This is a genomic window from Microbispora sp. H10885 (assembly GCF_014161415.1).
GTDB lineage: Bacteria > Actinomycetota > Actinomycetes > Streptosporangiales > Streptosporangiaceae > Microbispora > Microbispora triticiradicis.
On record NZ_JABBWY010000008.1, the window covers coordinates 318957 to 331181 of the forward strand.

General features: G+C 69.8%; 11 protein-coding genes, 1 tRNA gene and 1 pseudogene. 6 read left to right on the forward strand and 7 right to left on the reverse strand.

The window, feature by feature from the left end:
• Window positions 1-22 precede the first annotated feature (22 nt).
• Complete coding sequence (locus HHX37_RS35830) at window positions 23-1156, reverse strand: hypothetical protein (RefSeq protein WP_310740476.1); 1134 nt, start codon at window positions 1154-1156, stop codon at window positions 23-25.
• 422 nt (window positions 1157-1578) lie between these two features.
• Between HHX37_RS35830 and HHX37_RS22775 the strand changes: the two genes are divergently transcribed.
• The 3 genes and pseudogenes from HHX37_RS22775 to HHX37_RS38270 all read left to right on the forward strand — a co-directional run.
• Window positions 1579-2079, forward strand: coding sequence for an XF1762 family protein (locus HHX37_RS22775; protein ID WP_182886696.1), 501 nt, complete (start codon window positions 1579-1581; stop codon window positions 2077-2079).
• Entirely contained in the window at window positions 2076-3095 is a 1020-nt protein-coding gene (locus tag HHX37_RS22780; RefSeq protein ID WP_220503062.1) for a DNA-methyltransferase, read from the forward strand. The genes HHX37_RS22775 and HHX37_RS22780 overlap by 4 nt, the downstream gene beginning before the upstream one ends.
• 301 nt (window positions 3096-3396) lie before the next feature.
• A pseudogene (locus tag HHX37_RS38270) lies at window positions 3397-4341 on the forward strand (recombinase family protein); the annotation flags it as partial.
• 869 nt (window positions 4342-5210) lie between these two features.
• Here the strand turns inward: HHX37_RS38270 and HHX37_RS22790 are convergent.
• A tRNA-Arg gene (locus HHX37_RS22790) sits at window positions 5211-5283 on the reverse strand.
• 157 nt (window positions 5284-5440) lie between these two features.
• Here HHX37_RS22790 and HHX37_RS22795 point away from each other — a divergent pair.
• Together HHX37_RS22795 and HHX37_RS22800 are read left to right on the forward strand one after the other, a co-directional pair.
• On the forward strand, window positions 5441-5944 hold the full coding sequence (locus HHX37_RS22795; RefSeq protein ID WP_182886697.1) for a hypothetical protein: 504 nt from the start codon (window positions 5441-5443) through the stop codon (window positions 5942-5944).
• Between the two features lie 137 nt (window positions 5945-6081).
• A complete protein-coding gene (locus HHX37_RS22800; protein ID WP_182883278.1) occupies window positions 6082-7194 on the forward strand; it encodes a D-alanyl-D-alanine carboxypeptidase family protein in 1113 nt (370 codons plus the stop codon).
• A gap of 13 nt (window positions 7195-7207) precedes the next feature.
• On the opposite strand, the gene cpaB is transcribed toward HHX37_RS22800, so the two are convergent.
• The 5 genes from cpaB to HHX37_RS22825 all read right to left on the reverse strand — a co-directional run bounded on the left by cpaB (window position 7208) and on the right by HHX37_RS22825 (window position 11293).
• A complete protein-coding gene (gene cpaB, locus HHX37_RS22805) occupies window positions 7208-7801 on the reverse strand; it encodes a Flp pilus assembly protein CpaB (protein ID WP_310740477.1) in 594 nt (197 codons plus the stop codon).
• A gap of 13 nt (window positions 7802-7814) precedes the next feature.
• Complete coding sequence (locus HHX37_RS22810; RefSeq protein ID WP_182875567.1) at window positions 7815-8618, reverse strand: S-methyl-5'-thioadenosine phosphorylase; 804 nt, start codon at window positions 8616-8618, stop codon at window positions 7815-7817.
• Window positions 8619-8710: 92 nt separating this feature from the next.
• A complete protein-coding gene (locus HHX37_RS22815) occupies window positions 8711-9052 on the reverse strand; it encodes an FmdB family zinc ribbon protein (protein ID WP_138461836.1) in 342 nt (113 codons plus the stop codon).
• A gap of 128 nt (window positions 9053-9180) precedes the next feature.
• Complete coding sequence (locus HHX37_RS22820) at window positions 9181-10686, reverse strand: potassium/proton antiporter (protein WP_310738346.1); 1506 nt, start codon at window positions 10684-10686, stop codon at window positions 9181-9183.
• A gap of 31 nt (window positions 10687-10717) precedes the next feature.
• On the reverse strand, window positions 10718-11293 hold the full coding sequence (locus HHX37_RS22825) for a 5-formyltetrahydrofolate cyclo-ligase (RefSeq protein ID WP_111701426.1): 576 nt from the start codon (window positions 11291-11293) through the stop codon (window positions 10718-10720).
• 24 nt (window positions 11294-11317) lie between these two features.
• Here HHX37_RS22825 and galU point away from each other — a divergent pair, with 24 nt between their 5' ends.
• Window positions 11318-12223 carry a UTP--glucose-1-phosphate uridylyltransferase GalU gene (gene galU, locus HHX37_RS22830; protein WP_111701425.1) on the forward strand — a complete coding sequence of 302 codons (906 nt, stop codon included), beginning with the start codon at window positions 11318-11320 and terminating at the stop codon, window positions 12221-12223.
• The last annotated feature ends 2 nt before the right edge of the window (window positions 12224-12225 follow it).

Genomic DNA, 12225 nt, shown 5'->3' on the forward strand with positions numbered 1-12225 from the left:
CGGGACGAGGAAGCCATCGCTCTCACCCCACGACGCGCTTGAGGATGCTCACGAAGAGCGGAGCCAGCACGGCCAGCGCGTAGCCGAAGGCTGCCGCCTTCAACGCCGCTTTGGCCTTCTGGACCTCGCCGGGATCACCGCCGGCGACGAGGTAGCGAAGCCCGCCGATGGTCAGCATCAGCGTGGCCAGCGTCGCCAGCAGGCCGATCAGCCAGTTGCGTAGGTTCGTGAAGACCGCATTGAGATCCGACGGAGCGGCGGCGACCGGGGAAGCCGCGAAGGCGGCGGTTGCCACTGCGGCAATAACGAGGATGGCGATTGCCGCAGTGGCCAGGCCCCAGGCGGCGATCCCCCGCGAGGATGGTCTCCTGCGGCAGGGACGGCTGCCGCTGGTGTGCCGTACCGGGTGCCGCTGCCGGGCGGCCCGGTGACAGCGGGCCACGACTGAGGGGTGGTTGGGAGAGAACCGCGCGGAGCCAGGGGTTGTGTCCCTGCCTCCCTTCGGGTCGGTTGCTGTGTGCGCATCCGGAGTTCCCTGGCTCCGCGCGGAAGCCGAGTGCGCTTCTCCTGGGATCGGAGAAGTGGTCAGGGGAAAGGTGGCGGGGTCGGATTCCTCCCGCCGCAGGACGTTGATCAGTGGCACCTCCCGGCGGTTCTGCTGCCCGCTGACCGGGCCGCGGTCCCTCAGCGGCACGTCCTCAAGCCGCGTTAGGCTGATCAACTCGGCGTCGAGCTCGCTGAGTACGCCTTGGGCCACTGCGTCGATCAGAACAAGATCGGGGTGGTACCAGGGACGCGGGGGAGGCATCGGCTTGCTGGCCGCACAGCGGTGCTTGGCCGTGGCCTCGATGTGACGGCGGGTGCGCTCACCCGCGAAGCGGGCCGCCTCGCACAGCCGAGCACGGATGTGGGGCAGGCCGGTGTCCACACGGTGCAGGGCCCGTAGGAAGCCCGCCATGATCGCGATGTCGACGTCCACCGGGTCCCCGCGGACCAGGTCGCGGGTCAGCGATATCGCAATCGTGCGCAGGGCCGGCAAGGCCATGCCGACGGCCGCGACCGTCCAGGTCGAACTGGCCAGGCGGGAGCGTGCGACCAGCTCCCGCCAGACGGCATCCCGCGCTTCGTCAGTGACGGTCCGGCTGGTGAGCAGCACGCGCAGCTCCCGAAGGCAGACCGCTCCCCGGGGCAGACCGGGGGCGAGTGCCGTGCAGTCCAGTGACAGGGCGCCCGGGCCGGTCGTCAGCAACCGGAATGACGTCTCCGCGGTGTCCAATGGTGATTCGGTGAGGCGATGCGCGCTCATGTCGTGCTCCGGGTCGAGAAGGAGTTCGTGGTCTCGAAACCGGTGTACGCGCCGCCTCAGAAACGGCTCAGAGAAAAGCCGGGTAGTCGCTCAGGAATTTCTCAGAGCCTCGGCATTCTGAGTAGCTCGACGGCTTCTGCGAGCGACCTTCTGAGCTTAGCCGCCCGGCTTCTGAGCAGACTCTGAGCCTGCTGCTTGCCTGGTAGCACGCCACCGGAGCCGTGCTCACGGCCTCGGCGGCCCGCATCCGGAAAACGTGTCGCGACAGATCAATGGAGAAAAGTTATGGCATCCAGAAGAACGCCGGCAGCGGCGGCCTAGCCACAACGGAAAAGCCGCGCCTGCTGATTTCGCCGGTCGCGGTTCAAACCGCGAGGGCGTTCACCGCCTGGACGCACCGCTACCTCGCCCCGCCAGCCGCAGCGGAGTTCGTCATCGGTGTCCAGACCAGCGACACAACCCTGGTCGGCGTCGCATTCCTCGACAGGCCCGCTTTCTGGGCCTTCGACGACGGCAGCACGGCCGAGGTCGTCTGCCTGTCCACTGACGGCACGCCCAACGCCTGCTCGGCCCTGCTGGGTGCCGCTTGGCGGGCCGCGCAGGCTGAGGGCTACCGGCGCCTGATCGCCTACACCCGTGTCGACGAGCCCGGCACCAGCCTGTGCGCGGCCGGCTTCCGGCTGGTCCCCAGCCCACTCGGATGGGACACCAGCCGTACCGACGAGGGCGCCCGCGTCCTGTGGGAGATCCGGGTCGCCGGAGGTCGCGCATGAGGAAACTGCGCGAGCCGTACTGGAGCGACGAGTACGCGGCGATCTACCACGGGGACGCGCGTGCGGTGCTGGCCGAGATGGATGAGGGCTCGGTGGACTGCATCGTCACGAGTCCGCCGTACTGGGGCCTCCGGAACTACTGCGAGGGCCAGTACGGGCAGGAGCCCACGCCGGAGGCGTACGTGGAGAACCTTCGGGTCACCTTCGCTGAGGCCCGAAGGGTGCTCGCCGACGACGGCACCTGCTGGCTGAACCTCGGGGACTGCTACGCGGCCAACTCCGACGGCTGGGCCCGCGGCAAGGACTACAACCCGCGCCAGCCGGAGGTGCGGCCCAAAGCGCGGCTGGCCGTGCCGCCGAAAAACCTGCTCGGCATGCCGTGGCGGGTCGCCTTCGCCCTGCAGGAGGACGGCTGGATCCTCCGCAACGCCATCGTCTGGCAGAAGCCCAATGCGATGCCGCAGTCCGTCCGGGACCGGATGTCCAACCGGTACGAGCTGATCTTCCTGCTCGTCAAACAGCAGCGGTACTGGTTCGACCTCGACCCGGTCCGTCAGCCCTACACCGGCGATCGCCCGATTTCCAGGCGGGCACGAGCCGGGGGCAACAAGCCGAACAGCATCACGACGGCCTGGCCTCCGAGCGGCAAGTACGGGGAGGACTCGGCTGGCCCGCGCCACGGGACGGCGATGCGGCCCACGGGTGAGCGGCATGCCGCCGCGCACCCGAACGGCAGGAACCCAGGGGACGTGTGGTCGATTCCCACCCGGCCACTGCGGGCGGCGCACTTCGCGGCGTTCCCCATTGACATCCCGCTGACGGCGATTGCCGCCGGCTGCCGCCCCGGCGGCACCGTCCTGGACCCGTTCACCGGCAGCGGCACCACCGGCATCGCCGCGCGGCAAATTGGGCGGTGGTTCGTCGGCATCGAGCTCAATACCGACTACTGCGAACTCGCCCGAACTCGGCTCCTCGTCACTCAAGACGAAGGCACTCCCGGCAGGAGGAGAAGGTGACCGGGCAGCCACAAAGGGCCTGCTCACAGCCTCCCGAACCAGCCTCAGCGGCGTACCCTGCAGGGCCCGGAAGGGCGAGTCGGGCAGCCGGTCCTCTGATTACTGTGGATGAAGAGCCTCGCTCGGCAGCAGAGGGTTCATCTGCACGGTCAGGGACGGCAGAGCCGCAGCCACTGACGATCGAATATCAGGTCGTCACGCTTGCCGGGGAGCAGGGAAGAGGACTGCGGGCCACCCAGGCGCGTGCCATCTACAAGATCCTGCTCTGGATGACCGCTGAGGATGCAAGGGGGTAAGGCTGGTGGGCGGATGGGAGAGCAAGGCACGCGAGGACCCCTTCGATGGGCTACGTGTCGCTTGGTGCGGACGAACCTCGACCGAGGACCTACAGGACCCGACGCTCTCTCTGCCTCGTCAGCTCAGCAACAGCCGGGCGGCACTGCCGCCCGGCGCCCTGATCGTTGCTCACTTCTACGACATCGAATCGGGCCGCAAGAACCTGGAAGACCGCGGCCACAGCACCGCCCACGAGCGCTTCACGATTCCCATTCCTCGGGATGGCGGGATTCAGGACCTGCTGGCCGAAGCCGCCCGGCCGAACCGCCGGTTCGACGCGGTCATTTGCGAGTCCATCGACCGGATCTCCCGCCGCACGTTCTACGGGACGAAGATCGAGCACGAGCTCGAACAACTCGGGGTCGCCCTCTTCGCGGCCGACGAGCCGATCACGCTCAACGGCAAACGCGCCACGGCCATCCTCACCCGCCGGGTCAAGCAGGGCATCGCCGAGTGGTACGCCGTCCAGATGATGGAGGCGTCCTGGGACGGCCTCCGCACCCACACCCAACAGGGCTGGAACATCGGGCGCCCTCCGTACGGCTACCAGGCGGAGAAGGTCCCACATCCGGTCCCGGCCAAGGCGGCGGACGGCAAGAGCAAGACCAGGTTGGTGCCCGACCCGCTGCGTGGCCCTGCCGTCACGCAGATCTTCGTATGGCGGGTGATGGAACGGCTGGGATATGGCGACATCGCCGACCGGCTGAACGCGGACCATGAGCGCTATCCACCGCCTGAGTCGCTGAACCCGAATTTCCGGGGACGTAATTCCTGGTCTCGGTCCGGGATCCGGGAGATCCTGCTCAACCCGAAGTACACCGGTTACATGGTGTGGAATCGGAAGGCGACCACCAGCCGCCGAGGTACGAACCGCAGCATGCTGAACCCTCCCAGCGCCTGGGTCTGGTCCGAGCAGCCGACCCATGAGCCCCTGGTCACCCGGGAGATCTACGAGAGCGCTCAGAAGGTCGGCCGGACGCGCAACACGTCGCGTTCCGGTGCTCAGCTCAACAGGCACTCGCAGGCACGCCGAACGTACCTGCTGCGTTCCTTCGTCCATTGCGATCTTTGTGACCGGCGCATGTTCGGCCAGACCGAGACGCGCCGCAAGGCCCAGGACGCCTACTACGTGTGCCAGCCCGACCGTAACCATCACGGCCGGGAGGACCGTTTTCCTGGCCACCCAAAGGTTGTCCGCGTTCGCGAAGACCTGCTTGTTGACGCAGTTCATGATCTGTTTCGACGACGCGTCTTCGGTCACCAGCGGCATGAGCTTCTCGCCGCCGACCTTCCGCAGAACAGCCGCCAGGCGGAGGAGGAGTGGGAGTCTCGGTGTCGTGCGCTGAAGAAGAGCATCACCGAGATCACGCGGAAGCAGGACAGGCTGATCGCCCAGATTGAGGACAGCGACGCGGGCGACGCTTTCTGTCAACGTCTGCGGGCCCGCTTTACCGAGCTTGAAGGTGAGCGCCGGACCAAGTCGCAGGAGCTTGCCGATGCCGAGGCGAGTCCGCCCGCTCGTGACCACCAAACCGGCCTGCTCCACAAGATCCCCATGCTCCAGGCGAAGCTCGCTGAACTGCCCGAAGAGCTCCAGCGTGAGCTGTTCACGGCCTTCCGCCTGGAGATTCGCTACGACGCCCGCCTTGGGGTGGCGTTGATCCGAATCACCCTGGACCACGAGACGATCGAAGGAGTCGCGGCGATGGCAGAAGAACTTCCCGGAAACGAGAACAGGCGCCTGCCGGAGACAGGCGCCTGTGCCGAAGATTTGGTGAGTGCCCCCGGCAGGATTCGAACCTGCGGCACCCGCTTTAGGAGAGCGGTGCTCTATCCCCTGAGCTACGGAGGCAAGTGTGCGGTAGTAAGCCTAGCGAAAGGTTGGGGCGCTCGCGCCTCCACCCGGGGGTGCGGTGGAGAAGTCGTAGGTTAGCGGTCGGCCGACCTGCGGTAAAGGCATGGCAACTCGCCGCCGCTCCCACCAGGGAGGCCCCTTACCGTCGCTGGCTGTGACCGTAACACGACGCGGATCCCTGCGGCGGCGATCGATGACGCTCCTCGCGGCGATGATCGCGCCGGGGATCCTGGCTTCGGGCTTGCTCGTGGCCGACCTCGCGGGCTACAGGGAACGTACGCGGAGCGGCCTGGCAGATGAGGCCCGGCGTGTGCTCGCCGAGCCTGTCGGCGGCGTACGGAGCGCCGGGCTGGGGCTGTCTGCCGAGGCGCCACGAAGAGTAGACACCGGCCGGGCCGCGCAGACGGCAAACAAGGTGCTGGATCCGACGCCGGTGCCTGAACCGTACGGGCCGGCGCGTCGCTATGAGGGGCTGGTGCGGCTTCCCGCTGTTCCCGCGCCGGTTGTCCGGCGGGTCTGGAAGGCCGTCCCCCGGAGTGCCCCGGAGAAGGAGAAGAGGCGGCCCATCGAGGAACCCCGGGAGGAGCGCCCGGCCTGTGCTCCGGAGTGGGAGGGCACGTGGCTCTGGGACGCCTGCCGGGAGGGCGGCGGACAGTAGGCGCATGAGCTGGAAAGGCGCAAACGCGACGTGATCGGTCGATAGCTCTTGGGCGAACCAGGGCACCGGCGCACCGGACGCTGTAGTAACGTGCGTCCCTGACCCAGGTCACGAGTTCGCAAACGGGGGAGTCGGGCGTGTCATCTCCTCGGTCGGCCGGGCTGATCGCGGTCGTCACGGCGATGACCTCGCTCACCGGTGCCTCTACGGCCGCGGCGGCATCGGCGCGTACGACCGTCGGCGCGAGCGCCCGTACGGACGCTGCCGTGCGGACGGGCGGCAAGGAGCCCACGTCCCTGACGGAGCTGCGGCGTGAGGCCCAGAAGGCCTACAAGTCGATCGAGGACGCGAACCGGGCGCTGGTGGCGCGGCAGAAGAAGTTCGCGGGCGTGGAGAAGGAGCTCGCGGGCAAGCTCACCCGCCTCCAGGAGGCAACGGCCGAGCTCAACAGGCTGCGCAAGCCGTTGTCCGACCTGGCGGCGTCGCTCTACCAGGACCCCTCGGTCGGAGGCCTCAGCCCGTTCATCGCCGGCGGGGACGGCACGGCCATCCTGCGCCGGATGAGCGACATGCAGCACCTGGTCGCCGGGCACAACACCGTCCTCAGCGAGGCGTCGAAGCTGCTTGAAGGTCAGCAGCGGCTCGCGCAGGAGGCGCAGGAGCTGCGGGCGGCCAGCCTTCTCCAGGAGGCGCAGCTCAGCGCGCAGGTCACCCTCCAGCGCAAGCGCTCCACGACTCTGGTCCGGTCGCTGACCAGGGCACTGGTCAAACTGGGCGTGAAGATCGGCCAGGGGACGGAGGGCGCGGGCGGCTGCGATCCCACCCGGATCGCCCAGGCGGAGCAGTATCCGAACGGACTTCTCCCCAAGAACATCCTGTGCCCGCTCCCGCAGCGCGGGGAGACCCTGCGCGCGGACGCGGCGATCGCCTTCGCCGACCTCAACATCGCCTACAAGAAGCGCTTCGGCACGCCGATGTGCATCTCCGACAGCTACCGCAGCCTCGGCGAGCAGCAGGCCGTCTACTACCGGCGGCCCGGGTTCGCGGCCACTCCGGGCAAGAGCAACCACGGGCTCGGGCTCGCCGTCGACCTCTGTGGCGGCGTGCAGAGCTTCCGGTCGGCCCAGTTCAACTGGCTTGAGGCCAACGGCAAGAAGTACGGCTGGTTCCACCCCGACTGGGCCTATCACAGCCCCTTCGAGCCGTGGCACTGGGAGTACGACCCCAAGCTCGGCTCGCTGCTGCCTTAGCGACGGGGTGAACCTAGCGGGGGTGGATGGTCACCGAGAGCCTGCCCTGCGCCTGGGCCTGGGCGAGCCCGGCGGCCTGGGCGGGAGTCGTGGCCAGCACGAGCAGTCCGCCGCCGTCCGTGGAGCCCGGCGGCCGGGCGATCACCCGCACTTCCTGGGCGACCGTCCGGGCCTCGAAGGGGCCGTCCTCGTAGGCGGCCAGGACGTCGATCACATCTCCTGGTGACAGCAGGCGGGCGGCGCCGGGGTCCGCGATCCGGACCGGCGTCGCGACCGACCCCGGTGACCCGGAGAACCGGAACAGGCCCGGGCCGAGGAGGCGCGCGTCGGTGAGCGGCTCACCCCGGCGCAGCGGGCCCGCGACCACCCTGCCGGTCACCGGGGAGCCGGCCGCGTACGCCCCGGCGGGCACGGCGTCGGGCGGCAGCCGTACGACCACGACGTCGGAGGCGGCCAGCCTGCCTCCGGCGAGGTCGCGGGCGGCGGCGAGGACCTCCACGCCCCGCGGCGCCCGTACGGCCGACAGTGCGCACGCCGCCGCGAACCCGGCGAGGATCGCGGCGACCGCGCGGCGCCGGCGCACGGGAAGCCGTTTCAGGGCGCGCACGACGACCTGACCATCAGGGGAGATCGATCGGGAGCTTGATGCCGTCGAGGGCGTTGCCGCAGGGGCAGGTTCGGTCCTCCGGCAGGGCCTCGACCACCTGGGAGACCAGCGTGCGCATCCGCTCCACGTTGGCCGCGAAGAAGGCCAGCACCTCGTCGTGGGTGACCCCCTCGCCCGCCTCGACACCGGCGTCGTGGTCGGTGACGAGGGAGAGCGTCGTGTAGCAGAGGGCCAGCTCACGGGCGAGGACGGCCTCGGGGTGCCCGGTCATGCCGATGATCGACCAGCCCGCGCCCGCGTACCACTGCGACTCGGCGCGGGTGGAGAAGCGGGGGCCCTGGATCACGACCAGCGTGCCGCCGTCGACCGTGTCCCAGCCTGCCTCGCGTGCCGTGGCCGTCGCGGCGGCCCGGCCCGAGGGGCAGTAGGGGTCGGCGAACGACACGTGGACGGCGCCCGCGTCGAAGAAGGTCTGCTCGCGTCCCTGGGTGCGATCCACGATCTGGTCGGGGATCACGAGGGCGCCCGGGCCGATCTCGGGGCGCAGGGACCCGACCGCGCTGGGCGCGAGAATCTGCCGGACGCCGAGGGACCGCAGGGCCCACATGTTCGCCCGGAAGGGGATGCGGTGCGGAGGGTACGTGTGGCCGCGGCCGTGCCGCGGGATGAACGCGACGGATCTGCCGCCGATGCGGCCCACGGAGATCGAGTCACTGGGCGGGCCGTACGGCGTCGTCACGTCGACCTCGTGAGCGTCCTCCAGCAGGGAGTAGAGCCCGGATCCGCCGATGACCCCGATGTCTGCGCGATTGACCATGGGGCCGACCCTAGCGAACGGCGCCGTGCCTCCGGCGCGGCCCGGCGGCCCCTGTGGACAACATCAGACCCCTGTGGACGACCTCAGTGACCTCAGGCGGCGGCGGTCGATCCCGACGAGGAGGTGCTCGTCGACGTGCTGGTCGAGGCGGTCTCCTTCTTCCCGGAATCGCCGGAGCCGTTGGAGCTCCCCGAACCGGCGGAGTCGGCGGACTTCGACGGCGTCGTCGTGGTCGACGTGGTCGTCGACGAGCTCGACGAACGGCTGTCGGTCCGGTAGAAGCCGGAGCCCTTGAACACGATGCCGACGGCGGAGAACACCTTGCGCAGCTTGCCCTGGCAGGCCGGGCACTCCGTGAGCGGGTCGTCAGAGAACTTCTGAACGGCCTCCAGCTGCTCCCCGCAAGCGGTACAGGCGTACTGGTAGGTGGGCACTCGCTCCTCCTGAGACTGGCACTCGACCGGGTCGACTGCTAATGGTAGTCAGTCAAGAAGCGCAAACGCCACTCCAGCCCGGTTTATTGCCCCCCGATGTCCCATCCGCCCACGACCCCTACAGCAGGTCAGCCGCCGCGTTCGCCGTACCAGCCGGCCAGCTTGCCCTTGCGGCTGACCGCGCGCAGGCGGCGCTCGACCGTCTCCCGCTGCGCGGCCGTGGTGACGACGAGAAGCTGATCGCCCACCAGAAGCTGGGTCGTCGGCCCGGGCACGAACGACCGCCCGTTCCGTACGACGAGGGTGACCATGGTGTCGGTCGGCAGCCGCAGCTCGAAGATCTCCACGCCGTGCATGAGCGACCCGCGCGGGATGCGGACCTGCAGCAGGTCGGCCTTCAGCTCCTCCAGCGGCGCGGCCTCCACGTCGAGGTCGCGCGCCTCGCCCTCGGCGGCCAGGCCGAGCACCCGCGCGAGGTACGGCAGCGTCGGCCCCTGTAGGAGCGTGAACACGATGACGATGACGAAGACGTCGTTGAACAGGCCCTTCGCCCCCGGCACCCCCGCGCTCCAGGGGATCGTGGCGAGCACGATCGGCACCGCGCCGCGCAGCCCGGCCCACGACAGGAAGATCTGTTCGCGCCACGGCATCGAGCCGAGGCGCAGCAGCCACACGACCGCGCTGGACACCAGGACCGACGCCGGCCGGGCGACCAGGACCAGCAGCACCCCCGACACCAGGGCGGGCACGATCACGACGGGCAGTTCCGCGGGGTCGGCCAGGATGCCGAGCATCACGAACAGCCCGATCTGGGCGAGCCACGCCGCGCCCTCCGCGAAGCCGCGGGTCGCGGCGCGGTGGGGGAGGCGGGCGTTGCCGAGGATCAGCGTCGCCACGTACACCGCGAGGAAGCCGCTGCCGTGCAGGAGCGCCGCCCCGCTGTAGGCGACGAACGCCAGCGCCAGCACCGCGATCGGGTAGAGGCCGGAGGCGGGCAGGGCCACCCGGCGCAGCGCGTACGCCCCGGCGGGGCCGATCGCGAGGCCCACGGTCGCGCCGATGGCGAGTTCTGCGGTGGTCTCCAGCAGGGTGACCGGCAGCGAGGGCGTCAGCGTCGTGCCCACGCTCAGCGTCATCACGAGGATGACGGCGGGCGCGTCGTTGAAGCCCGACTCGGCCTCCAGGATCCCGGCGAGCCGGGGTGGCAGCGGCAGCCGCCGCAGCACCGAGAACACGGCCGCCGCGTCGGTGGAGGCCAGCACGGCGCCGAGCAGGAACGCCGACCGCCAGTCCAGGCCGAGCAGGGGCGCGACGGTCGCGGCGAGCACGGCGACGCTGACCGCGATGCCCACCGTGGCGAGCACGAGCGCGCTCGGCACGGCGTCGCGTACGTGACTCCAGTTGGTGGTCAGGCCGCCTTCGGCGAGGATCACCGCGAGTGCGATCAGGCCGAGTTCCTGGGCGAGGTGCGCGTTGTCGAAGTGGATGCCGCCGAGGCCGCGCTCGCCGAGCAGCAGGCCGAGGCAGAGGTAGATGAGCAGGGTGGGCAGGCCGGTGCGGTGCGCGATCCGTACGGACGCGATGGCCGCGATGACGACGGCGGCGGACAGCAGCAGCCAGACGTTCAGACCCACCGCTCCCTTCGCCGCGACTGCGCCAATCTTGTCACATCTGCACCAACCGGACGATTCCGCTCGGGAGGGCAGCGAACCGTACATGCTGATCGTGCGGCTCCGCGGGGACGCCCTCGATGAGCTCGCCCTCGTGCAGCAGCGCCACCGTCGGGACGTTCGGTCCGACGCGGGTCAGCGCCCGGTCGTAGAAGCCGCCGCCCCGGCCGAGCCGTACGCCGGTCACCCGGTCGACGGCGAGGGCGGGGACGAGGACCAGCGCGGCCGTCCTGATCGCGTCCACCCCGCGCCGGACGTCGACCGGCTCCATCACCCCGTACGGCCCCGGGGCGAGCGAGTCCGGGCCGTCGTACACCGCCCAGTCGAGCTCGCCGTCGGGCCGCTGCACCGGCAGGATCACGGTCGCGCCGTGCTTCCACATGGCCAGGATCAGCCCGTGCGTGGACGGCTCGGCCCCGATCGACCAGTAGCAGGCGACGAGCCCGGCCATCTGCACCCACGGCTGGTCGAGGAGCGTCTCACGGACCGCGGCAGAGGACGCGCGCAGCGTGCGTTCGTCGAGCTCCGACCGGTCGCGGAGGATACGGCGACGCAGGTTCAGCTTGTCCACAGCCCGCTCCGTTAGTGTTCAACCATGGCTGACTTCGATCCCGTGACCAAAGCCGTTGTGCCCGCCGCGGGTCTGGGCACCCGCTTCCTTCCCGCGACGAAGGCGACCCCCAAGGAGATGCTGCCCATCGTCGACAAACCGGCCATCCAGTATGTGGTGGAGGAGGCCGTCTCCGCCGGGCTGCTCGATGTCCTGATGGTGACCGGCCGCAACAAGCGTTCGATCGAGGATCACTTCGACGTAGCGTACGAGCTTGAGGACGCGCTGCGCGCCAAGGGCGACGAGGAGCGGCTCAACCAGGTGAAGGAGCCGGTGGACCTCGCCACCATGCACTACGTGCGGCAGGGCGAGCCGAAGGGCCTCGGCCACGCCGTCCTGTGCGCCAAGCAGCACGTCGGCGACGAGCCGTTCGCCTGCCTGCTCGGCGACGACCTCATCGACCCCCGCGACCCGCTGCTCAGGCGCATGATCGAGGTGCGCGCGACGTACGGAGGCAGCGTCGTCGCGCTGATGGAGGTGCCGCGCGAGCACGTCTCCCTGTACGGCGCCGCCGCCATCGAGCCGACCGACGAGGACGACGTCGTCCGCGTCACCGACCTCGTGGAGAAGCCCCCGGCCGACGAGGCCCCCTCGAACTGGGCGATCATCGGCCGGTACGTGATCGACCCGGCCGTGTTCGAGGTGCTGGAGCGGACCCCGCCGGGACGCGGCGGCGAGATCCAGCTCACCGATGCGCTGCGCACGCTGGCCGCGACGGCCCCCGGCGAGGGTGGGCCGGTGCACGGCGTGCTGTTCCGGGGCCGCCGCTACGACACCGGCAACAAGCTGGAATATCTCCAGACCGTGGTGCAGTTCGCCGCGAACCGGGGCGATCTCGCGCCCGAGTTCCTGCCCTGGCTCCGGCAGTTCCTCGACACGATCGAGTCCTGAGC

Excerpts from the sequence above, each read along its gene's own strand:
- galU (WP_111701425.1), top strand. The coding sequence starts at position 11,318 with ATGGCTGACTTCGATCCCGTGACCAAAGCCGTTGTGCCCGCCGCGGGT.
- HHX37_RS22810 (WP_182875567.1), bottom strand. The coding sequence starts at position 8,618 with ATGGTCAATCGCGCAGACATCGGGGTCATCGGCGGATCCGGGCTCTAC.
- HHX37_RS22780 (WP_220503062.1), top strand. The coding sequence starts at position 2,076 with ATGAGGAAACTGCGCGAGCCGTACTGGAGCGACGAGTACGCGGCGATC.
- HHX37_RS22775 (WP_182886696.1), top strand. The coding sequence starts at position 1,579 with ATGGAGAAAAGTTATGGCATCCAGAAGAACGCCGGCAGCGGCGGCCTA.